The sequence below is a fragment of the Metamycoplasma salivarium genome, assembly GCF_900660445.2.
Taxonomy (GTDB): domain Bacteria; phylum Bacillota_I; class Bacilli_A; order Mycoplasmatales; family Metamycoplasmataceae; genus Metamycoplasma; species Metamycoplasma salivarium.
The window spans coordinates 192,756-217,718 of record NZ_LR214938.2 but is presented as its reverse complement, the minus strand read 5'-3'; the positions used below and the strand labels follow the sequence as shown (position 1 = coordinate 217,718).

Here is a 24,963-nt window from a genome sequence, read left to right as displayed (position 1 = left end):
CAAAAAACTAAATCCCACAAATTTAAACAAAAAATACATTACAACAAATGAGGTCAATATATGACACAAAATTCAAAATATGAAGTTAGAAAATTTGGTCCTACAACTCTAAGACGCGATTATTCTATTTCACAAAAAAAATTCGATACTCCTGACTTTTTGGAAATGCAAAGAGTATCAGTTGAAAAATTTATTAAAGAAGATATTGAAAATGAACTTAGAAATATCTATCCAATTGAAGCCGCTGGAAAAGTAAGAATTGACTATTTGCATAACACTGCAAAATTTGAAGTTCCTAAAAAATCAGAATTTGATTGTATCAGAGAAGCTAAGAAAAAAGGTTCAACCTATGTTGGAAAATTAAAAGCAAAATTAAGACAAACTAACATTCAAACTGGTGAAGTTGAAGAAGCGGAAGTTGTTTTTGCAGAAATTCCTATTATGACCTATGGTGGTTCATTTTTCATTAATGGTTCGGAAAAAGTTATTGTTTCACAACTTATTCGTTCAACTGGTGCTTATTTTGGTGTTGGAGTTAGAAATAAACAAGCAAATGACTTATTTAACAAAGTTGAAATTATTCCACAACTAGGTTCATGAGTTGAAATTTATCATAAAGTAACATCAGCAACACCTGATTCTGTAAAAATTACAATTGATAAAAATAAATCATTTTATTTAACAATTTTCTTAAAAGCATTAGGGTTTACCAAAGCTGGAATTTATACAATGTTTGGAAAAAACAATGTACTTAAAGAAACATTTAAACGTGACAAAATTTATGTTGAAGATGGCAATATTGAAAAAATTACCCAAGAAGCACAAGAAGCAATCTACCGTTTAATTAGAAAAGGTGATCGGATGACTGCTGAAAGTGTTAAGAATTTAATTCCTTTAACATTATTCAATGCTAGAAGATACAATCTAACAGAAACTGGTAGATTTACATTAAACCGTAAATTAAATGTTATTGAAAGAATTTTAAATTCATATCTTGCATGTGATTTATATTCAAAAGATGGTGAACTTTTACATGAAAAAGGTAAATTTATTGATTTTAATTTAGCTAAACAAATTCACAAAGAATTTGAAATGGGAATTATCCCAATGTGACGTTTACCTGATGTTGAAGAATCAGTTTATGGTTCACAACTTGAAGTTGAAGGTAATGACAAATTACATATTAGATTATATGTTCCTAAAGTTGAAATTTATCCTACTGAAAATGATATGAATGAAGATAAAAAAGTTATTGTTTTAGGAAATGATCCTACTTCTGATGAACATTTTTTAATTGTTCCTGATATTATTGCAACAATTTCATATTATTTCAATTTATTAGAAAATGTTGGCGTTGATGATGACCCAGACTCATTAATTAACAAAAGAATTGTGACAATTGGTGAACTTTTACAATATCAATTTAGAGTTGGACTTATTAAACTAGAAAAAAATACTAAAGAAAGAATTGCAACTAAAGATCTAGAAAAAATTACACCTAAAAATGTAACTAACAACAAACCTATCTTTAACCAATTTAAATCATTCTTTAATACTTCAAAACTTTCACAATTTATGGATCAATGTAATCCATTAGCTGAAATTTCAAACAAACGTAGAATCACATCATTAGGACCTAGAGGTCTTAACCGTGATACTGCACAATTTGAAGTTCGGGATGTTCACCCAACTCATTATGGAAGAATTTGTCCTATTGAAACTCCCGAAGGGCCAAACATTGGACTTATCTTAAACTTAGCTTCGTTTGCTCAAATTGATAAATATGGATTTATTCAAACTCCATATTTCAAAGTTAATAATAGAAAAGTTGATTTTTCTAAACCTCATTATTTAACAGCGATTGAAGAAATGGGAATGGTTATTGCACAATCAACTGTCAAAATTGAAAATAATATTATTATTGACGATGTTGTTATGGCTAGAAAAAATAATGAATATGTTGAGGCAAATGCTGATGATATTGATTATATTGGTGTTTCAAACCGTCAAATGATTTCGATTGCAGCTTCTGCAATTCCATTTTTGGAAAATGATGATGCTAACCGTGCGCTTATGGGTGCAAACATGCAACGTCAAGCAGTTCCTGTTATTAAACCAGAAGCTCCATTAGTAGCAACTGGTGTTGAAGCTGATATTGCAAAATTCTCATCAACTAATATTAGGTCAAATACTGATGGTATTGTTACTTACGTTGATGCAACTCAAATTAAAATTATGCCTTTTGAAGGCAAAAAAGCAGACACTTACTATCTAAGGACATTTGAAAGATCAAACCAAGGAACTTTAATTCATCAAATTCCTTTGGTTAAAGTTGGTCAAGAAATTAAAAAAGGCGATTTACTTGTTGATGGTCCATCTATGAAAGATGGTGAAATGGCTTTAGGTAGAAATGTTTTAGTTGGATTTTCAACTTGACATGGATATAATTATGAAGATGCTGTTGTTTTATCAGAAAGATTAGTTAAAGATGATGTTTATACTTCAATTCACATTGAAGAACAAACCATTCAATTTAGACACTCAAAAGCTGGTGAAGATATTCTAACTTCAGACATTCCAAATGCTTCAAATTATTCAAAGAGATTTTTAAATGAAGATGGAATTGTTAGAATCGGTTCTGAAGTAACAGCAGGAGATATTTTAGTAGGTCGTACTTCTCCTAAAGGTGAAGACAACCCAACTCCTGAAGAAAAACTTATGGCTGCAATTTTTGGACAAAAATCAGTTAATCGTAAAGACACATCACTAAAAGTAAAACATGGTCATAATGGAACTGTTGTTGCAGTTGAAGTTTTAACTCGTGAATTTGGTGACCAACTAGAAGATGGTATTGAAAAAATTGTCAAAGTTTCAATTGCACAAAAACGTAAGATTAGAGTCGGCGACAAGATGGCTGGACGTCATGGAAATAAAGGTGTTGTTTCAATTGTTCTACCTGTTGAAGATATGCCTTATTTAGAAGATGGAACTCCTCTTGATATTGTTTTAAACCCACAAGGTGTTCCTTCACGTATGAACATAGGTCAAATCTTAGAATTACACTTAGGACTTGCTGCTAAAAAATTGGGTGTTAAATTCGTAACTCCTGTTTTTGATGGAATTACTCATAACCAAATTAAAGAAATTTTAGAAGAAGCTAAAGTTGATACATCTGGAAAAACTTATGTTTATGATGGCCAAACTGGAGAAAAATTTGACCACCCAATTTCTGTTGGAATTATGTATTATCTAAAACTTTACCACATGGTTGATGACAAAATGCACTCACGTTCAGTTGGCCCTTACTCATTAATTACTCAACAACCACTTGGTGGAAAGAGTCAAAATGGTGGTCAAAGATTTGGTGAAATGGAAACATGAGCTATTGAATCTTACGGTGCAGCAAATGTCTTACAAGAACTATTAACTTACAAATCAGATAATATTATTGGAAGAAACCAACTATATAATGCTTTAGCTAAAGGCACAAAATTACCAAAACCTGGTATGCCTGAATCATTTAACGTTTTAGCTTACGAACTTAGAGGATTAGGAATCAAATTGGAAGCTCATGAAAAAAATGAACATGGCGAAGTTGATGAAAATGATCTTCGTGTTGATACTAAATACTATCAAGAAATTGAAGGGAGTGGAGAATAATGAAAAAATCTAGAAAATATGCAACATTAGACGGCGATAGAATTTCAAAAATTTCTCTTGCCCTTGCAACTGCTAATGATGTTGAAACTTGATCACATGGTGAGGTTACAAAACCTGAAACTATTAACTATAAAAGTTATAAACCAGAACGTGGCGGGCTTTTTGATGAAATAATTTTTGGTCCAATGATCGATTATCGTTGTCCAATTTGTGGTTTCAAATACAAAAAGATTAATGAAGGTTCATTTTGTACAAGAACTGAATTGTGTAAACAAGAAAAGGTTGAAATTTTACCTAAAATCTCACGTCGTAACCACATGGGACATATTAAACTAAATAGTCCTGTTGTCCATTTTTGATTTTATAAAGTAGATCACTCAATTATTTATAAACTTTTAGGTTTAACTTTTGGTAAGAATCATGAACCTGTAAAAAGAATTGACCTTGAAAATTTAATTTATTACAAGAGTCATATTGTTTTAGAAAATGGTGGGTTAAAATCATTACCAAAAAACACAATTATTGATATTAATGAAGCTGCAAAAATTTATAAAGATGCTTTAGAAGAATTATTAGCCAGATACGAAAAAGGTTCTGAAGAATACGAAGATATTAAAGAAATTTATGATGCTTTAATTGAAAAAGCAACTTCAAAAATTGGTCAAGATTATGGAATTGATTTTTACGAAATCAATGAAGTTATTGAACATTATACTGATGCTAAAATTGGTACTGGTGCTGCTGCAATTGAATATTTACTAAAAAATATTAATTTGCAAGAAGAAAAAAATAAAGTTAGTGCTGAAATCAAAAAAATTAATGATGAAGAATTAGAAAATAAACAAACTGCATCTGCTAAACAAGTTAGAGAAAAACTTTACAAACGTTTACAAGTTATTAATGCATTTATTGAATCACATCAAGATCCAACAAGTATGTTAATTTACAATCTACCTGTTATTCCTGCTGACTTGCGTCCTTTAATTCAACTTGATGGTGGACGTCATTCAACTTCTGATATTAATGAACTTTACCGTAGAGTTATTATTAGAAACAACCGTTTGAAACAATGACAAGAAAAAGATGCTCCAACATTAGTTGTCCAAAACGAACTTAGAATGATTCAAGAAGCAGTTGATGCTTTAATTGATAATGCAAGAAAATCACCAAATCCTGTGCTTTCAAAAGACAATCGTCCATTTAAGTCAATTTCAGATGCCTTAACTGGTAAAAAAGGTCGCTTTAGACAAAACTTATTAGGAAAACGTGTTGACTATTCTGGCCGTTCTGTAATTGTTGTTGGTCCTGAACTTAAAATGTATCAATGTGGTATTCCACGTGAAATGGCTGCAAAATTGTTTGAACCTTGAATTATTCATGATTTAATTGCTAAAAATGAAGCAACAACTGTTAAACAAGCTAAGAAAATGATTGAAGATCAAGATCCAGTTATTTGACCATATGTTGCTGATGCTATTAAAGGAAGATTAGTCTTATTAAACCGTGCACCTACATTACACCGTTTATCAATTCAAGCTTTTGAACCTGTTTTAGTTAGAGGAAAGGCTATTAAATTACATCCATTAGTATGTACACCATTCAACGCTGACTTTGATGGTGACCAAATGGCCGTTCATGTTCCTATTTCAGAACAAGCTTTATTAGAGGCTAGAGAATTAATGTTAGCTAATAAAAACATTTTAGGTCCTAAAGATGGTGAACCTATTATTAACCCATCACAAGATATGGTTTTAGGCGTTTATTATCTAACTATTGAACAAGAAAATGCTTTAGGTGAAGGTAAAGTATTTAACGACTTTGATCATATGTTAAGAGCTTATGAAGCTAAAAAAGTTTCATTACATGCACGTGTTGCATTACCTCTTGCAAAAGTAAAAAGCTTAAAACTATTTAATCAAAGTTCGAAACCTCAATATATCATTTCAACTGTTGGTAAATTTATTTTTAACAACATTTTTCCTGAAAGCTTCCCATTTATTTTCAATAATGAAGTTGGAAAATCTCCTTCATTAGATGATTATAATAAGACAATTGCACCTTATATTGTTCCTGCTGGAACTGATATTGTTAAATATATTAAAACATTACCTTTGCTATCAGCATTTAATAAGAAAAACATTGCAAGAATCATTCGTCATGTATTTGATAAATATGTTGCAATCGTTAACTTACAAAGTGTTGCTACTATAATTGACAAACTAAATGACATTGAACTATCAAATGTTTTATTAGAATATTTCAACTTAGATGCATATGATGGTAAGAAAATTAACCGTGAACATGCTATTTTATTAGGTGCATTTACCCAACAAGAAACTGAAAAAACTCTTGCTGCTAGTCGTGATCGTACATTAAATAATGCGGATATTCCATTATCTCCAAAAGAAAAAGCTGAAATTTTAGACAAGGTTTGATTTAGATATACAAACATTGTCGCTTCAATTTTGGATGATATTAAAGAACTTGGATTTAAATATTCAACAATTTCTGGTATCTCAATTTCTTATTCAGATATTTTAGAAACTAACAAGAAAAATGAATATTTAGCTTCAGGCGATGAATATATTGCTAAGTTAAGAGAATATTATGAAGAAGGTATGATTACCGACGATGAAAGATATTCATTAACGATTAAGAAATGAACCGAAGTTAAAGATAATATTCAAAAAGAACTAGAACAAATCATTAAAGAAAATCCAAATAACCCTGTTATTACAATGATTAATTCTGGTGCTCGTGGTAATATTTCTAACTACGTTCAACTTGCTGGTATGCGTGGACTTATGGCTAATAACACTAAAACCACAAAAGCCGATGCTAGAAACGATAGAGTTGTTCGTTCAACTGTTGAAGTTCCTGTTAAATCTTCATTTATTGAAGGTCTTACTGCATTCGAATTTTATTCATCAACTCACGGTGCTCGTAAAGGGCTTACCGATACTGCATTAAACACTGCAAAATCAGGTTATTTAACCCGTCGTTTAGTTGATGTTGCTCAAAACATTGTTGTTAGAGAAGAAAATTGTGGTTCTGATTATGGTTATATTGCTAGAGAAATTGCTGATACAAAAACCAAGCAAATTATTGTTCCTTTAGCAGAAAGAATTATTGGACGTTATAGTAATAAACCAATTTATCGTAAAAATAATGAAGAATTGATTGTTGATCGTAACGAAATTATTACTGATAAAATTGCCCAACAAATTATTGCTGAAGGATATACCGAAGTTGAAATTCGTTCAATCTTAGGCTGCAACACTAAAAATGGTGTATGCAAAATGTGTTTTGGTAAAGATTTAGCAACCAATAGACTTGTTAACATTGGAGAAGCTGTTGGAATTATTGCAGCACAATCAATTGGTGAACCTGGTACACAACTTACCATGCGTACCTTCCATACTGGTGGTGTTGCTGGTGAAGAAGATATTACTGGTGGTTTTGCGAGATTGATTGAACTTATTGATGCTCACGAACAACCTTGAGGACATCCTGCAAAAATTTCACCTCGTGAAGGTGTTATAACAAAAATTGAAAAGAATGAAAAAGATGCAAACTCATATCTAGTTCATATTGATTTTGTTAATGAAAATGATGTTCATGAAATTGAAAAAGTTCATGTTCAAACTAACAAAAAATTGAGAGTTAAAGTTGGCGATCATGTTAGAATTGGACAAAAATTATCTGAAGGTCCTATTATTCTAAAAGAATTATTAGAATTGACAGACATTCTAACTGTTCAAAACTATTTACTAAAAGAAATTCAAAGAATTTATCGTATTCAAGGTATTGCAATTTCTGACAAATATATTGAAATTATTATTCGTCAAATGATGTCTAAAGTAATTATTACCAATCCTGGCGATTCTAAATTTTTTGCAGGTGCTATTGTTGATATTTTCGACTATCAAGAAGAAAATGCAAGTCTACTTGCACAAAACCTAAAACCTGCTTATGGAAAAGTTGTTATTAAAGGTGCAAAACAAGTTCCTTTATTATCAGATTCATTCTTATCAGCTGCATCATATCAAGAAACTTCAAAGATTTTAGTTCATGCTGCAATTTCTTCAAGAACAGACAATTTGTTAGGCCTTAAAGAAAATATAATTATTGGAAAGAAAATTCCTGCTGGAACTTCTCTATATCCATTTGAAAAAAATTCAAAATATGATATTCGTCCTTCTATAAAATACTTCCAATCATATGCTGATGGAAATTCTGAAAGCGAATATTTAGAATTTACTCCAAGTCCATATGAAATTTCAGAAGAAGATTTTCAAGTTGATCAAAACGAAAATATTCACGAAAATGAAATTGATGTTAATGAACAAGCTAATGTTGTTGAAGATGAAGAAAATGCAACTTATTCAGATGATGAAAATTAACAAATAATTTAAAAAAAACAAATGTAACTTTTTGGTATGAAAATCAAATTGTTACATTTTTTTATTTGCAAAAAACGCCTTAATTTTAGAGATAAATTGAATTTTATAAAATAATATTAATTGTTCAAAAAGCATTTGTTATAATAAACCCATATTTATTTTTATTGAAAGGATTAATATGAAAAAAATAATTAAATTAACCCTAAGTAACTATGTCATTTACCGCTATGTCTTTTGTAGGAGTTTCTTGTAATAAAAAAATGTAGGAACAGAAGCAAACTCAAAATAGAATAAATAAAGCTTTAGCTGAATTAAACGATATGATTTTAAAAATCGAAAATGCATATAATGCTGAAAATGGTGTTATTGCAAAAGCTGAAAAGAAATATCAGGATGTATTAAAAGAGCTAAAGGAAGATGACAAAATAAAAGTAAAATCTGAATTTAGAAAATATAAAGAAAATATTGTTAAAAATTCTCAATTATTTCTAGAATTTTACAATTTGAACTTTAAAACAATTGTTTTTGAAAAAACTTTACCATTTTTAAAAACAAGTAATAAACAAACCAAAAAATTAAAAGAATTTTTTGCGATGTTATATCAAGTTTCACAAGGTTAATAAAACAAAATAATTGATCAAATGATGATACCCTAAAAATGCATTTAGATAATGTTGCCAAAGAAATGAACAACATAAATTCATTAGCTGACATAATCAAGTCATTAGAATTGTTTAAACAACTACTTAAAGAAATTCAAGACAAAGTTTCGGAAATTTTGGCTTCAATAGCTGGTATTTTTAGAAAATTTTTGAATGAAAATGATTCTTATGTTACTAATGATTTATTTAATACTATTGTTTCTTGAGTAGATTTAAATGAAACATACATTATGGGCCCATTATTCTTGAATGCAGCGAAATTTGTATATGAAATTGCAAAAAATCTTCATCTAAAGAACAAAAATATTTGCCAAAATATGACATGCTGATATGCATAATGAATTTTGCAAACAACTTGAAAGTATATTAGATTTACTAAAGTAAAAAATGTTTATAAGGTAAGCTTGGCAACTTGCCTTTTTTATTTTTCAAATAAAACATAAAATATTCAGCATTCAAAATTTAAAGTTTTAGAGTAAAATTATCAATAAATTAGGGACCAAAATGATTAAAAAAAATAATTTAGGATTTAGTGGAAATTTATTTGTTTATCAAGATAAAAATATGTTTAGTTATTCAGTGGATACCATTATGCTAGGTAATTTTTTTTCAATCAATCGCAATGTTTCAAACATCTTAGAAGTCGGCACTAATAATGGAGCCTTATCAATTTTTATAGCTTCAAGATGTAAGGAAATTACCATTGATGCATTAGAAATTCAACATGATGCAGTCACATTGGCTCAAAAAAATGTTAAATTTAATAAACTAGAAAATCAAATTAATGTTATTGAAGGTGATTTTAATGTTTATGTAAAAGAATATGCATTTAAATGTGGTAATAAACTTGCTAAAAAATATTCTGCAATTATTGCAAACCCACCTTATTACAATGAAAATTATAATGTAGATCGAAAAAATACAACTTATGCTAAAAAACTTGCAACTCATGAAATAACATTAACATTAGAACAACTTGTTGAAAATTCATCAAAAATCATAGAGCAAAAAGGCTATTTAACATTAGTTTTACCAATGGCTAGATATATTGATATTATTTGTTTGTTAAGAAAATACAATTTTGAGCCTAAAAGAATACAACTTATTTATACCAGAGTAAATGAGATACCTAAATTTTGTATGATAGAATCTAGATTTAATTCTGGTTGAGGCACAAAATTCGAAAAAAACTTATACTTGCATTATGATGATATTCACAATCATGAATATACTGAAGAAATTAAAAAATTATATTCACCTATTAAAGTTGAGAAAAGGAAATAAATATGAAAACTAAAAAAACATTTTATATTACAACACCAATCTATTATCCAAGTGGAAATTTACATATTGGACATGTTTTAACTACAACATTGGCTTGAGTATATCGTAACTATAAAAAAATGTTAGGTTATGACACTTTCTTCAGCGTTGGCATTGATGAACATGGACAAAAAATTCAAAAGAAAGCTTTATCTTTAAATTTAGAACCTAAAAAATATGTTGATAATGAAGCTCAAAAATTTATTGACTTATGAAACTTGTTACAAATTGATTACGATTATTTTTCAAGAACAACAAATGAAGAACATGAAAGAATTGTTAATTTAGTTTTTAACAAAATGTTAGAAAAAGGATACATTTACAAAGGATATTATGAAGGCTTATATTCTGTTGATGATGAAGAATTTCTAACAATTAGTCAAGCATTAAAAAAAGATGACGGCAATTTTTATCATCCAATTTCAGGACATTTGCTAAAAGAAATCAAAGAAGAAAGTTATTTCTTTAAGATGTCTAAGTTAGAAAAATGAATAAAAGAATTTTTTCTAAGTAATCCCAATTTTTTGTCAAACAAATCAACTACAAAGGAACTATTAAATAACTTTATTAATAAAGGTTTAGAAGATTTATCCATTACTAGAGTTAGTTTTGATTGAGGAATTAAAATCAGCAAAACTAATATTAAAGAACCTCAACATGTTATATATGTTTGACTTGATGCTTTATTTTCTTATTTAAGTACATTAAATTATTCTGAAGAAGATGATAGTTTATATGAAAAATATTGAGCAAATGGTGATGAAAGAATACATGTCTTAGGTAAAGAAATTGCAAGATTTCATGCAATTTATTGGCCAATCTTTTTAAAATCATTAGATTTAAATTTACCAACCAAAGAAATTATTCACTCATGAATTATTACACCAGAAGGCAAAATGTCAAAATCTAAAGGAAATGTAATTGAACCAATTCCTTTAATAAAAAAATATGGTGCAGAAGAAATAAAATATTTCTTTGCTACACAAATTAATATTGACAATGATTTTTCATATTCTGAGGAGATGTTAATTAACGTTTTAAATGCTGATTTGTCAAATAATTTTGGAAACTTGTTAAATAGAGTTGCAAAAATGGTTAATCAATCATTTCCTAATGGAACGAAATTTGACCAAAAAAACATATTAGAAATTGATAAGAAAATTTTTGAAAAAATTGAAACTTTGAAGAAAAATTTTGATTTCGAAATGTCAAATTATTATATCGATAAGGCATTTAAATATGTTGTTGAATTTTCATCAAATTTGAATGAATATATTGACAAAACTGAGCCTTGAAAACTAAAAAATGATTTAACAAGATTGAACGTTGTTTTAAACACGTTATTGTTAGGAATATATCAAATCGCATCATATTTTTCAATTATTTTGCCTAACAAAATGTCTAAGGCTTTTGCATTTTTAAATGTTAAAAATAATCAAAAATTTTCATTTGATATGTTTGATAATAAAAAAATAACAGTAACAGAAATTTTATTTCCAAGAATTACTAAATAATAAAAAATAGAAATTGAAAAATCAGACTATATGTCTGATCTTTTTTGAAATTTTATAAGTCTTAAGAATTTAAGAAATGGTGCCGTCTACTGGAATTGAACCAGCGACCCCTTCCTTACCATGGAAGTGCTCTACCCCTGAGCTAAGACGGCTTAGGAACTTAAACATAGTTATTATATAGTAAATTTGTTATAATTAATTAATTATGGAAAAAACAATGTATGTCTCATTATTATCTATCAAAGATAAGTATGAAAACTTTTCGAAGCAGTTACTTGACCCTGCTGTTTTTAATGATATTAAGAAATATAATCAAATTAATAAAGAGCAAAGCAATTTAGAAGAAATTTATCAAAATTTTTTGAAATTTCTTAGTCTAGAAAAAGAATATATTGATGCAAAAGAATTGCTTAACTTAGAAAAAGATGAAGAATTAATTGCATTAGCTAAAGATGATATTGCTTCATGTGAACAAAAAATGCTTGACTTAGAAGAAAAATTAAAGGAATTAATGCTTCCACAAGATGAAAATGATAAATTAAATGTCTTTGTTGAAATTAGAGGTGCTGCTGGTGGTGATGAAGCAAACATTTTTTCTGGTGATTTGTTTAAAATGTATCAAAAATATTGTGAAAATGAAGGTTTTAAATTAAACATTGTTGATTCAACATATGGTACAGCTGGTGGTTTTTCACAAATTGTTTTTTTAGTTAAAGGTGAAAAAGTTTTTTCTAAATTTAAATTTGAGCGAGGAGTGCATCGTGTTCAAAGAGTACCTGCAACTGAAACTCAAGGACGTGTTCATACATCAACTGCAACTGTTACTGTAATTCCTGAAATTGATGAAACTATTAATATTGAAATTAAACCTGAAGATATTGAAGTTAATGTTTTTAGAAGTTCAGGTGCTGGAGGTCAATCTGTTAACACAACAGATTCAGCTGTAAGAATAATTCATAAAAAGACCGGAATTGTTGTGACTTCACAAGATGAAAGAAGTCAAATTATGAACCGTGAAACTGCAATGAAAATGCTAAAAAGTAAGCTTTATGAAATTGAAATGCAAAAAATGCAAGAACAAGAAGAAAGCATTAGAAAATTAGCAGGTACTGGTGATAGATCTGAAAAAATAAGGACTTATAATTATCCACAAGACCGGATTACTGATCATAGAATTGGAATGTCAACGTCTTTAAAAATTGTTATGGATGGTGGACTTAATAAAATAATTGATGCATTAATTGCTGATGAAAAAAGACAAAAATTAGAACAATCAGGGGGAAAATAAAATGATTGATGAAGAAGTTTTGCTAAGAGAAAAAAGAAAATACAATCTTGAACCAACAATCTCAAATCATGAACGTAAATTACTAAAAAAAGATTATCCTGTTCAAAAAATTATTGGATTTCAAATTTTTCAGGATGTTTATTTAAACATTCATAATAATGTTTTAATTCCTAGATATGAAACTGAGGAAGTAATTTTAGAATGCTACAAGCATATAAATAAAGATTCAAATGTTTTGGATTTAGGCTGCGGCTGTGGTTTTATTGGTCTTGCTATTAAGAAAAATGTTGGATGCAATGTAACTATGGTTGATGTTAGTACTGCGGCCATTGCACAAACAAAAGTTAATGCAAAGAAAAACCATTTAGAAGATGTTTCGATTATTAAATCAACTTGATTTTCAAATGTCTCAGGTACTTTTGATTTAATTGTTTCAAATCCTCCTTATTTAGATGATAAAAAACCTTATCCTAAATCACTTTCTTATGAACCTAAGAAAGCATTATTTGCTTCTGAAGAAGGTTTTGGCGCATATCGTGAGATTTTAAATGAAGCAAAAATGTATCTTAAAGAAAATGGATTATTAATTTTTGAAATTGACCCAATAAATGCTGCTAAATTGCTTGAAATATATCCAAAAACTTTAATAAAAAAAGATATTAATGGTAAAGAAAGAATTGCAATTTTAAAACAAAAAGATTTGTAATTTTATTGAACTTTTAGAAGTTGACATTTAACCAAGATGTCGACTTTTTTATTATAATATCAGTTTTTCTGCTAACTATTTTTGTCAAGAAATTAATAAATTCTAGATTTGATAAAATTTTTTATGAAAAGAGGAAAAAACGTCAAATTTATAAAAGAAAAGTAAAACCTTATTAATTATTTTGAATGTAACTTTAATATTTGCGTTGCTATCAATATTTATTATTTTATTTGTCTATTCAGTTTTCAGCAGCGAATTGATAAAACCTTTAGATTGACTTCCTGAAGCCAAAAAGGAATTTAGTATTAGTCTTTGATGAACACTTTTCTTAGAAATTTCACTACCAACAATTATCATTTTTATTTCACTATATGTGATACAAATTTGTGCTTTAAAAGCTAATGCCAATAAACTTTTATTTTCATTTTTTCCATTAATTTTTATAAATAAATTAGTTTCATCCAAATTGATTACCAACAAACAATATATTTCAAAAATCATAGTTGACACAATCTTTGATGTTTTAATAAATACTCTTCTAATTTTTCAGTTATTTTTATCTATTGCAAATGAATTTACATTAATAATTTTTATTGCATTCGTATTTAATTTCCTATTATTAAATATTCCTTATATTTTTAGAATTTATTATGTTGTTAAAGCACACAAAAATTATGTTTCAAAAATAACTTCATTTAGAAATGGCTTTGAAAAATAGCCTAAAAATACAAAATTTAGAAATTTTAGCACTCGCCGTAAAAAAGTGCTAAAATTTTTTTACTATGAATAAAAATAAACGTGATTATTATGAAGTTTTAGGTATTTCTAAAACTGCCAATGAAAAAGAAATTAAATCTGCCTATCGTAAATTAGCAATGAAATATCACCCTGATAGAAATAAAGAGCCAGATGCTGAAGAAAAATTTAAAGAAGTTTCTGAAGCATATGAAGTTTTATCAGACCCTGACAAAAGAGCAAAATATGATAAATATGGACATAATGCTTTTGATCAAAGCGGATTTTCTACATCAGCAGCTGAAGATATATTTGCAGATTTCTTTAAGTCATTCAATGACTCATTTAGTAGTTCTTCAAATCCTTTTGAAGACATTTTTAGTGGATTTTCAGGCTTTTCAGATTTCGGAAGAGGAAGAACTTCAAATGCAAAATCACGTGGCTCAGATATACAAATGCAACTAACAATTGATTTCTTAGAATCAGTATTAGGTGCTAAAAAAGAAATAAAAATTAATCGAACATTTTTATGTTCAAATTGTCGCGGTACAGGCGCAGATACTCCTAGCGATTTTAAAACATGTTCTGCATGTAATGGTAGAGGTCAAATAGAAAAAAGAGTTGCTGTTTTTAGTACTATCGCTACTTGTGATGTTTGCTATGGTAAAGGAAAAATAGTTTCTAAAGCTTGTCATATATGTCGTGGCAGCGGGTACGAAACTAAAGAAGTTACTGAATCTTTAGATATTCCTGGTGGCATTATGTCAGGACAATCACTTGTCTTAAATGGTTATGGAATGCCTTCATTAAATGGAGGAAAAAACGGTGATTTGTATATCTTAATTAAAGTAAGATCTCACCCTTATTTTATAAGGGAAAATAGTGACATTTTATTAGATGTTCCAGTTTCTATTAAAGATTTTATCAATGAAAATGAATTAATTATTCCTACACCTTATGGAAAAACTAAAATTAAATTAAATTCTTCAATTCAACTTGATGGAACAATAAAATTAGATGGTTATGGATTTCCAATTTTAAATAGTCGTAGAAAAGGAAATTTAATAGTTAAATTAAAACCTTATTTACCTAAAACCACAAAAACTAATATGTCAAAAATGAAAGATTTATTTTCAGAAATTGATGATGATACATACAAAAAATGACTAGAAAAATTCTAGTTTTTTTATGCAAAAATTAAATTCTATTAACGAACAAGTTAGTAAATTATGCTATTATAATAATATTATTTTGACTAAGGAGAGGATATGAGCAACAAATTATTAATAGTTGAATCACCAAATAAAGTTAATACCATTCAAAAATATTTAGGTGATGATTATAAGGTTATGTCATCTGTTGGTCATATTTTAAAAATGTCAACTACAAGAGGTGAATATCGCTTGGGAATTGACTTTGAAAATTGAGAACCTATTATGTCAATTGATGCAGCAAAATCTGCAGTTATTAAAGATTTAAAAGAAGCTGTTAAAGATGCTGATGAAGTCTTAGTTGCAACTGACCCCGACCGTGAAGGTGAAGCAATTGCACAAAATTTAGTTAACATTCTTAAAGTTGAAAATAAATATAAAAGAATCAAATACAACGAAATTACTAAAGAAGCAATTGAAAATGCAATCAAAAATCCATTAGAAATTGATCAAAATTTAGTTAAAGCGCAAAAAACTAGAAGAATGTTAGACCGTATTATTGGTTTTAAACTTTCAAATTTAATGAAAGAAAAAATTAAAAATGCACCAACAATTCCATCAGCTGGTAGAGTGCAATCAATTGCTTTAAAATTAGTTTGTGATCGCGAAAAATTAATTCAAAATTTTATCCCAGTTTTATATTCAAAAATAGAAGCTTCCTTAATTGATGATTCTGTTGCAGTATTTTATTATCCTGAAAATAAAGATTTTGATAACGATAATACCTGAATTAGACCAGATAAAATTGAATCTTTGTTTGAAACTATTAACAAAAATAAAACTTTAGAAGTAATAAACAAAAAAAATAGTTCGCGTAAAGAACCTCAAATTATTCCTTTTAAACAATCAATTTTGTATAAAGAAGCTAAATATTCATCGCAAGTTGTTCAATCTGCTGCGCAAAATTTATTTGAAACTGGACTTATTTCTTATCCAAGAACAGATTCTACTAGATTAAGTGCATCTTTTATTGCTAAAGCAAAATCATATATTACTGAAAAATATGGAAAAGAATATGTTGCTAATGAAATCAAAGGATTTTCTGGCGATCAAGATGCCCATGAAGCTATAAGACCAACTGATATTTATTTAACTCCATTAGAAGCTAAAGAAAAATATAATTTATCAGATGTTAATTTTAATGTTTATACATTAATTTATAATCATACACTTTGTGCATTAATGACAACTCCTGTTCGTCAAATTTTTTCATATGAACTTTTAAATTATTCAGATCATATTAATTCATTTTTTAGAATGTCATTTTCAAAAGTAACATTTGATGGCTATTATAAAGTTTTAGGTTATGAAGAAGATAAAAATATTCCTGAATATGAAATTGGTCAAAAACTTGATGTTAAGGAATATATTCGTGAAGATAAAGAAACTCAACCACCCGCTAGATACAATGATGGTAGTTTAATTAAAATGTTAGATGATATTAAAGTTGGGCGCCCTTCAACATTTGCAACAACAGTTTCTTTAATTAAAAAGAGATTGTTTGTAACAACTGTTAATAATTCATTACATCCCACAACTTTTGGGATGCTGGTTAATGAAAAATTAATTAGTGGGTTTCCTGAAACTATTACTGAAGAATATACTGCACAAGTTGAAGAGAAACTTGATGAAATTTCTGAAGGAAAAATCGATTATAAAAACTTAATGGAAGAATTTTGAAACAAATTTAATAATCACTTAGCTAATGCTACTGAAACTATTGAAATTTCAGTCTTGCCACAAGAACTTGTCAATGAGAAATGTCCAAGCTGTGGTAGTGAACTAATTTATCGTTATACAAAAGCTAAAAAACAAAAATTCATTGGATGCAGTAATTTCCCTGCCTGCCATTATGTAAGAAATATTGATGGTTCAGAAGCAAAATCTAAAAAGAGATTTTGAAAAAAATCAACTAAAAAATAGTTATTGACTAAAAATTTGACTTTAAAATTTAGTAGGGTAAAACCCTATATTTTTTATTTTTTATATATAATAAAAAGGTTATGCTATATATTTTTATGCAAATTTTTGGAGTCTTAGGAGCAATTGCTACTATAGGTCTCGGTATTCCACAATTGATAGAACAAATTAAAACCAAAAAAACTGGTAAAGTAAATTATGTTTCATTTTGAATCTTTTATGCTGGTATTTTACTTTGAGTAATTTATGGCCTTTTTGCAGGAGCTGATTATTGGCAAGTATTTGTTGCAAACTTTGTATGTATTTTGATATATTCTGCAACAATGTATTACATTTATTATTATCGCGATGATAGAACAAAAAAAATGATGATAAAAGTTATTATTGGAATAACAATTTTAATGATTTTATCAGCAATTTTATTTGCTGCATTTATTGCACAACAATATTATGCTTTAAGATATGGAGTTGAATTCGCTAACAAGAAAATTCCAACACTACCAGAAAAAGAAAGAGCTATTGTTGCAACAATTGCACCTTCATTAACAACATTTGCCTTCTTACCACAATTTTTTATTAACTTGAAAAAGAAAAACTTTGCAGGGTTGTCGCCTTGAATGCCACTTTTGTATATGTTTAACAATACATGTTGAGTTATTTATTATTTCATGAAGCCATTTTATGATGTTCAACTTGATCAAGCAACAATGAAAAATGCATGAATTGCAGTAGCACCCGCAATTGCTTGACAATTTATTGCAATAATTACTTATACATCACAATTTATTGCAATATTAAACTATCGAATTTCAGTTAAAAAAGCAAATTTATTACAAAATCAAACTTTAGAAAACAATTTACAAAATCAAAATAAAATTAGTTAATCTTCAAACAACATCGTTGCTGATGTTATATAAGCTCTTAATAAATTCGAAGCACCTAACTTAATTCCACCAAAATATCTCACAATAAATATTGCTTTATTTGAGATTTTTTTATTTTTTAGTAAGTTAAATAATGGCAATCCCGCAGTTCCTTTAGGTTCTCTATCATCAGAATAACCGCCAGATTCAGTCCCATTATTGTTAGTTAAATATGCATAAACTATATGTCTTGCTTTTTTATGTTCTATTTTTAAATCTTGATATATTTTCTTAACTTCTTCTTTAGAAGAAACATCATATAAATAAGCTATAAATTTCGATTTCTTGATCTCATAAATTTTCATATTTAAATTATAAATGTTTTTGCTATAATTAGCACATGTTAAAGTTAATTGCTAATTATTCCGAAAGAATTGATAAATATATTGCTAACAATAGTGATATTTCTAGAAATGATATTCAAAAATTAATAGAATTAGGGCTTGTTTTTGTTAATGGAACTAAAATCAATAAAAACAAATACATTCTAAAAGAAAATGATGAAATTGAAATCATTAAAGCATTAGATAAGCAAATTAATGTCAAAGAACAAAATATTAAATTAGATGTTGTTTATGAATGTGATGATTATTTAGTAATAAACAAACCTTCAGGAATGGTAGTTCACCCAGCCCCTGGACATTATGAAAATACTTTATTAAATGGACTTATGTACCATTTTAAAAATAATTTAAGTGATGTAAATGGTTTATTAAGATTAGGAATTGTTCACCGAATTGATAAAGATACAAGTGGGTTATTAATTGTTGCAAAAAATAATGATGCTCATAATTATTTTGCAAAATTATTAAAAAAACATGAAATTAATCGAATTTATTATGCAATCTGTGATGGAAAATTAGATCAAAAAATTATTAACATTAATTTGCCAATCGGGAGAGATCCTAAAAACCGCCAAAAATTTTGTGTAACTGAACAAAATTCAAAAGAAGCTTATACTACCGTTGAACCTATTTCTTATTTAAAAATAAATAATGAAATTAAAACATTAATAAAATGTAGTTTAAAAACTGGACGAACTCACCAAATTAGAGTCCATATGGCTTATATAAAGCATCCAATTTATGGTGATCCTATCTATAACAAATATGTCGATGAATTTGGTCAAAGACTACATGCAAAGGAAATTTCATTTGTTGACATGCGAGGAAAAATGCAACATTTTGAAATAGATTTTCCAAAAGAATTTAAAGAAGAAATGTCAAAAATTGCATAATCTTTTTTAAGAACAAGAAAAACATCCAATTTAAATATATAATTTATTAATTAACTTTTACATTATAAGGAGTTAAAATGAACCCATTTGAACAATACAAACCACCTTACAACTCAGTTGAGGATATGTATAATACAAATCACAAGAGATATCGTGTGTGATTTATTTTGTTTATCACATTTTTATCAATAATTATGGTTACTACTATCATTGCAGTAGTTCATTTAGTATATTTTAAAGATGGTTATATTGATGGCGTAAGAAACATACTAACAGATCCTTCTATTAACGCGCAACAAAAACTTTCAACTGCTAAATCATACTGAACTAGATCGCTTACAATTAATGTGTGTTATTTAGTCGCAATAATCGGATTTTTAGTTTGATTTATTGTTAATTTTGCAAAATGTGTTAAGGCAAAAGATTATTCGAAATTTTCACCTACATACATATTTATCTTTCCATTAATAGTATTTTTTATTGTTATTTATTTCTTTTTCACATTTAGTGCGGCTTTATTTAGAAGTTGAAATGTTGCATTGTTTATAACAATCACTAATGCAGTGCTAATTGTCATAACTAATATTGTTGCATTTTCAAAAATAAGAGGTATTGTTTATGAATTTAATAGATTAAAAGCAGCATTAAATTCACCAGTGCAACAATTTAGCGATTTAATAAATTCAGTTAATGGAAATGTCGCAAATAATCCTTATGATGCATCTGCTTACGGTTATAAAGTTGATGATCAAAACCCAATTAACGAAAACCAAAACTTACAATCAGCAAGATCCTTAGATGAAATTTATTACAATGATATGCTTAACAAATTAGACCAAGATAAATTAATTGATATGGCCAAAAAATTAAATATTTTTGAACCTGAAACATTATCAAGGGCAGCTTTAACTGCAAAAATTGTTGATATATTTGTAGCAAAAGGTCAAGAAAATAATCCTAATACTAAGTCTAATAAAAAAGCAAGTGATGACAAGAAATCATCTGATGATGATAAACCAATTCAATAACAAACAAGGTATAGTATATGAAGAGTTTTTTATCAACGGGTTTTGTAATTATCATTGCTATATTAGGTTTAGTTTCACTATATTTTTGTATTAAGTTTTTAATTAATTTCAAAAAGAGTATTAAAGACACAAAAAGAATTTTAGGCAAAGAATTAATTATTCCTTATGTCCAAGGTTTTAAAGTAAATAGTAATGCATTTTACAATATTTTAATTTTTAATATTTTAAATGTTTTACTAATTGTTTTTACAGCATTGGGAATTTCTGCTTCTTATCAACAAGGTGGCTGAGTTGATCCTAAAGCATTGCCTTACATAAGTTATTATGTAATAACTTTAACATTTTCAATCTTATTAATTTTGACTTTTAATTTAACAATTTTGATTATGTATTATGTGATGTTTAATTATGCACAATATATAAAAAATAAAAAACATTTATCAGATGAAATTAAGAGTTTAAAGTTAAGCGTACCTCAAATATCAGCAAAATATCCTTCTGAAATTAAATTAGATATTGAAAAAATGAAAAATAGAAACATTTTAGCTACAAAAGTTTTAAGTAAATTTTTACATTTTTATAATCAATTTGATTCATTAACTGAAAAACAACAATATTTAACCTATATTGATCAACTATTTAAGTTAAATTTATTTGAAGAATCATTTGCTACAATTGAAAAGCAAAAACAAAATGAAGCAAGTTTATTAAATCAAAATTCACCTACACCTAAGCAAAATTTTGATTCTTTGTCACAACTTGAAAAAGAAATTATTTGAATGGATAATGCTGATAGAAAAGGCGAAGTTTATCAAGAATCTAAGAAACTTGAAAAGAATCTAGGTAAAGAACAATTTGAAAAGAAATACTTAGAATATTTACAATCAGTTCGTTCGCAAGACCCTATGTATTCTAACATCCAAAAAAATACATGATTAACATATCGCGACAATGAATTTGAAGATTTATTCTACAATCCTTATTCACAAGTTTTATATATGCTTTCTGATAGCGACGTTGTTTTAGAAAAACCTTTAAATGAATTTTTAGCTGAATATAAACAATACTTAATTAACAAATTTTATTCAACAAAATAAAATAATTATAAAGCTAGGGAAGCCTAGTTTTTTAATACTTTTATATACATAAAAATTATTTTTAGAAAATAGTGAAACACCGGGTAAGTTGTAGTATAATATCACAAGTATTTTAACAAGATAAATACTATTAATATTTTTTATAAATAAATCGAAATCAATTTGAAAGGAAAGAAATGCCTACAATTAGTCAACTAATTAATCATGGCCGTAAAGCAAAAACAACAAAATCTAAAGCTCCTGCTTTAGGTATGATGTTTAATACTTTACATAAAAAAGAAACAAGAATACCAAGTCCTTTTAAACGTGGAGTATGTACTAGGGTTGCAACAATGACCCCTAAAAAACCTAACTCAGCTATTCGTAAATATGCTCGTGTTAAGTTATCAAATGGTCAAGAAGTTACCGCCTATATTCCTGGCGAAGGACACAATTTACAAGAACACTCAGTAGTTTTAATTAGAGGTGGTAAAGTTAAAGACTTGCCCGGTGTTAGATATACAATCGTGCGTGGAACTCAAGATGCAGCTGGCGTTGAAAAAAGAAAACAAGCTCGTTCTATTTATGGAACTAAGAGACCGAAAGCAAATTAATTAAGTTAGAAAAATAAGGAGAAAATTATGTCAAGAAAAGCAAAAACCCCAATTAGAGATGTTTTAGCAGATCCAGTTTTTAATTCAAAAATTATTACTAAATTAATTAATGCTACTATGCTTGATGGTAAAAAATCAGTTGCTGAATCTATTATTTATAACGCATTTAACATCATTAAAACTAAAACAAACAAAGATCCATTAGAAGTATTTAATGCTGCATTAGAAAACGTATTGCCTCAACTTGAAGTTCGTTCAAGAAGAGTTGGGGGAAGCAACTACCAAGTGCCAGTTGAAGTATCTGCAAAGAGAAAACAAACTTTAGCATTGAGATGAATTATTCAATATGCACGTTTAAGAAACGAAAAAACAATGGAAGAAAAACTAGCTGGTGAAATTATTGATGCATCAAACAAAATTGGTGGTGCATGTAAAAAACGTGACGATACACACAAGATGGCTGAATCTAACAAAGCATTCGCTCATCTTAGATGATAATTTAAGGGTTTGATATTATGTCTCGTGAATATAAAATAGAAGATTATAGAAACATAGGGATTATGGCCCACATCGATGCTGGTAAAACTACAACAACAGAACGTGTACTTTATCACACTGGTAAAATTCATAAAATTGGTGAAACACATGATGGTGCTAGTCAAATGGACTGAATGGTTCAAGAACAAGAAAGAGGAATTACCATTACCTCAGCTGCTACTACTGCTTATTGAAAAGGTAAAAGAATTAACATCATTGATACTCCAGGACACGTTGACTTTACCGTTGAAGTTGAACGTTCATTACGTGTATTAGACGGTGCAGTTGCAGTTTTAGATGCTCAAAGTGGTGTTGAACCTCAAACCGAAACTGTTTGAAGACAAGCAACAAACTATAAAGTTCCCAGAATTGTTTATGTTAACAAAATGGATAAAGCTGGTGCTAATTTTAAAGCATCAATTGAATCTTTGCATAAACTTTTAGGTGCAAATGCACATGCTATTCAATTAAATATTGGTGAAGAAGCACAATTTAAAGGTGCTATTGATTTAGTTGAAATGAAAGCATACGAATTTGATGGTGGAGTGGATGAAAATTACAAAGTTATTGAAATTCCTTCACATTTAAAAGAAGAAGCATTATTATGACGTGCTGAACTTATCGAATCATTAGTAGATTATGATGAAAAAATTATGGAACTTTTATTAGAAGAAAAAGAAGTTCCAGTTGATTTAATCAAAAAAGCAATTAGAAAAGCAACAATTTCAGCTGAATATTTCCCAGTTGTTTGTGGAACATCATTTAAAAATAAATGTGTTAAATTAATGCTAGATGCAGTTGTTGATTATTTACCATCACCTATTGATATTCCTCCTATCAAAGGGTTTCAAGGTGATAAAGAAATTCATATTCCTGCATCTGATGAAGAATTTTTCTCATCACTTGCATTTAAAGTTATGAATGACCCATATGTTGGAAATTTAACTTACTTTAGAGTATATTCAGGTATTTTAAATAAAGGTTCGTATGTGTTTAACTCAACTAAAGGCAAACGTGAAAGAATTGGACGTATTATTTTAATGCATGCTAATAGCCGTTCCGATATTGAAGAAGTTAGAACTGGTGATATTGCAGCTGCTGTTGGGCTTCAATTTACAACTACTGGCGATACTTTAATTGATGAAAAACATAAAGATATTGTCTTAGAAAACATGCAATTCCCAGAACCTGTTATTACACAAGCTTTAGAACCTGCATCTAAAGATGCAACAGAAAAAATGTCATTGGCATTGCAAAGACTTGCAGCTGAAGACCCTACATTTAAATACTGAACAGATGAAGAAACTGGGCAAACAATTATTGCTGGTATTGGTGAATTACACTTAGACATTATTTGTGACCGTCTAAAAAGAGAATTTCATGTTCAAGTAACTGTAGGTGCACCTCAAGTTTCATACCGTGAAACTATTACAAAATCTGCTGAAATTCATGGAATTCACAAGAAACAATCTGGTGGTAAAGGTCAATTTGGTGATGTTTGAATTAAATTTGAACCAAACCCAGACAAAGACTTTGAATTTGTTGACAAAATTGTTGGTGGTAAGATTCCTAAAGAATTTATTAAGCCAATTGAAAAAGGTTTACGTGAAAAAATGCAAATTGGTATTTTGGCAGGTTATCCTCTAATTAATGTTAAAGCAACTTTATTTGATGGTTCATTCCACCCAGTTGACTCTTCAGAATTAGCTTTCAAAATAGCTGCTTCTAAATCTTTAACACAAGGTCGTGAATTATTAGGAACTGTTTTGCTTGAACCTATTATGGATGTTGCAATTGTTGTCCCTGAAGATTTCTTTGGTGATGTTATGGGAGATATCTCAAAACGTCGCGGACAAGTTAGAGATAATGAAACTAGAGCAGATGGTGTAAACGTTATTAAAGCATATGTTCCTCTAAGCGAAATGTTTGGTTATGCAACTGACCTTCGTTCTATGACTACAGGTCGTGGAAACTACCAAATGTGATTTGATCACTATGAAAAACTTCCTCGCAATTTAGCTGATGAAATTATCAAAAAACGTGGTGGCAAAGTAAAAGTTGATGAAGATTAATTTATAATCAAAATATTATCAATCTAATAATTAAAAAGAAAAATCAGAAAGTAA

The 24,963-nt window shown here is 28.2% G+C and carries 19 protein-coding genes and 1 tRNA gene; 18 read left to right on the top strand and 2 right to left on the bottom strand.

Features of this window, described 5'->3' with window-relative positions:
- Positions 1-60 precede the first annotated feature (60 nt).
- The 6 genes from rpoB (at position 61) to metG (ending at position 11,562) form a co-directional block, all read left to right on the top strand.
- Positions 61-3,660, top strand: coding sequence for a DNA-directed RNA polymerase subunit beta (gene rpoB, locus EXC60_RS01080; RefSeq protein ID WP_024544166.1), 3,600 nt, complete (start codon positions 61-63; stop codon positions 3,658-3,660).
- Positions 3,660-8,063 (top strand): DNA-directed RNA polymerase subunit beta', encoded by a 4,404-nt coding sequence (gene rpoC / locus EXC60_RS01075; RefSeq protein WP_129619862.1) that lies wholly within the window; start codon positions 3,660-3,662, stop codon positions 8,061-8,063. The genes rpoB and rpoC overlap by 1 nt, the downstream gene beginning before the upstream one ends.
- Positions 8,064-8,383: 320 nt before the next feature.
- Positions 8,384-8,683, top strand: coding sequence for a hypothetical protein (locus EXC60_RS01070; RefSeq protein WP_024544168.1), 300 nt, complete (start codon positions 8,384-8,386; stop codon positions 8,681-8,683).
- A gap of 38 nt (positions 8,684-8,721) precedes the next feature.
- On the top strand, positions 8,722-9,063 hold the full coding sequence (locus EXC60_RS06145; RefSeq protein ID WP_024544169.1) for a hypothetical protein: 342 nt from the start codon (positions 8,722-8,724) through the stop codon (positions 9,061-9,063).
- Positions 9,064-9,229: 166 nt separating this feature from the next.
- Entirely contained in the window at positions 9,230-10,009 is a 780-nt protein-coding gene (locus EXC60_RS01060) for a tRNA1(Val) (adenine(37)-N6)-methyltransferase (RefSeq protein WP_029670596.1), read from the top strand.
- A gap of 2 nt (positions 10,010-10,011) precedes the next feature.
- A complete protein-coding gene (metG, locus tag EXC60_RS01055) occupies positions 10,012-11,562 on the top strand; it encodes a methionine--tRNA ligase (RefSeq protein WP_024544171.1) in 1,551 nt (516 codons plus the stop codon).
- Between the two features lie 77 nt (positions 11,563-11,639).
- Here metG and EXC60_RS01050 read toward each other — a convergent pair.
- Positions 11,640-11,714 (bottom strand) — tRNA-Thr (locus EXC60_RS01050).
- A gap of 53 nt (positions 11,715-11,767) precedes the next feature.
- On the opposite strand from EXC60_RS01050, the gene prfA reads away from it, so the two are divergent.
- The 6 genes from prfA (at position 11,768) to EXC60_RS06130 (ending at position 18,306) form a co-directional block, all read left to right on the top strand.
- Positions 11,768-12,850, top strand: coding sequence for a peptide chain release factor 1 (prfA, locus tag EXC60_RS01045; RefSeq protein WP_024544172.1), 1,083 nt, complete (start codon positions 11,768-11,770; stop codon positions 12,848-12,850).
- 1 nt (position 12,851) lies between these two features.
- The gene (locus tag EXC60_RS06140) at positions 12,852-13,556 is read left to right on the top strand and encodes a peptide chain release factor N(5)-glutamine methyltransferase (RefSeq protein ID WP_024544173.1); all 705 of its coding nucleotides are present in this window, start codon (positions 12,852-12,854) and stop codon (positions 13,554-13,556) included.
- 256 nt (positions 13,557-13,812) lie between these two features.
- Positions 13,813-14,274, top strand: coding sequence for a hypothetical protein (locus tag EXC60_RS06135; protein WP_024544174.1), 462 nt, complete (start codon positions 13,813-13,815; stop codon positions 14,272-14,274).
- Positions 14,275-14,338: 64 nt separating this feature from the next.
- Positions 14,339-15,472: a molecular chaperone DnaJ gene (gene dnaJ, locus EXC60_RS01030; RefSeq protein WP_024544175.1), complete on the top strand. Its 1,134-nt coding sequence runs from the start codon at positions 14,339-14,341 to the stop codon at positions 15,470-15,472.
- A gap of 87 nt (positions 15,473-15,559) precedes the next feature.
- Positions 15,560-17,425 carry a type I DNA topoisomerase gene (gene topA, locus EXC60_RS01025; RefSeq protein WP_024544176.1) on the top strand — a complete coding sequence of 622 codons (1,866 nt, stop codon included), beginning with the start codon at positions 15,560-15,562 and terminating at the stop codon, positions 17,423-17,425.
- Positions 17,426-17,520: 95 nt separating this feature from the next.
- Positions 17,521-18,306 carry a PQ-loop domain-containing transporter gene (locus tag EXC60_RS06130; protein ID WP_051327690.1) on the top strand — a complete coding sequence of 262 codons (786 nt, stop codon included), beginning with the start codon at positions 17,521-17,523 and terminating at the stop codon, positions 18,304-18,306.
- Here EXC60_RS06130 and EXC60_RS01015 read toward each other — a convergent pair.
- The gene (locus EXC60_RS01015; RefSeq protein WP_024544178.1) at positions 18,303-18,650 is read right to left on the bottom strand and encodes a YigZ family protein; all 348 of its coding nucleotides are present in this window, start codon (positions 18,648-18,650) and stop codon (positions 18,303-18,305) included. The two genes, EXC60_RS06130 and EXC60_RS01015, sit on opposite strands and share 4 nt — an antisense overlap.
- Positions 18,651-18,685: 35 nt before the next feature.
- On the opposite strand from EXC60_RS01015, the gene EXC60_RS01010 reads away from it, so the two are divergent.
- The 6 genes from EXC60_RS01010 to fusA all read left to right on the top strand — a co-directional run bounded on the left by EXC60_RS01010 (position 18,686) and on the right by fusA (position 24,909).
- A complete protein-coding gene (locus EXC60_RS01010) occupies positions 18,686-19,582 on the top strand; it encodes an RluA family pseudouridine synthase (protein ID WP_024544179.1) in 897 nt (298 codons plus the stop codon).
- A 77-nt stretch (positions 19,583-19,659) separates the two neighbouring features.
- Positions 19,660-20,610 carry a hypothetical protein gene (locus EXC60_RS06125; protein ID WP_024544180.1) on the top strand — a complete coding sequence of 317 codons (951 nt, stop codon included), beginning with the start codon at positions 19,660-19,662 and terminating at the stop codon, positions 20,608-20,610.
- A gap of 17 nt (positions 20,611-20,627) precedes the next feature.
- On the top strand, positions 20,628-21,707 hold the full coding sequence (locus tag EXC60_RS06120) for a hypothetical protein (protein ID WP_024544181.1): 1,080 nt from the start codon (positions 20,628-20,630) through the stop codon (positions 21,705-21,707).
- 176 nt (positions 21,708-21,883) lie between these two features.
- Positions 21,884-22,300 (top strand): 30S ribosomal protein S12, encoded by a 417-nt coding sequence (gene rpsL, locus EXC60_RS00995; RefSeq protein ID WP_024544182.1) that lies wholly within the window; start codon positions 21,884-21,886, stop codon positions 22,298-22,300.
- A 27-nt stretch (positions 22,301-22,327) separates the two neighbouring features.
- Positions 22,328-22,798, top strand: coding sequence for a 30S ribosomal protein S7 (gene rpsG, locus EXC60_RS00990; RefSeq protein ID WP_024544183.1), 471 nt, complete (start codon positions 22,328-22,330; stop codon positions 22,796-22,798).
- Positions 22,799-22,815: 17 nt separating this feature from the next.
- Complete coding sequence (gene fusA / locus EXC60_RS00985; RefSeq protein WP_129619860.1) at positions 22,816-24,909, top strand: elongation factor G; 2,094 nt, start codon at positions 22,816-22,818, stop codon at positions 24,907-24,909.
- Positions 24,910-24,963 lie beyond the last annotated feature (54 nt).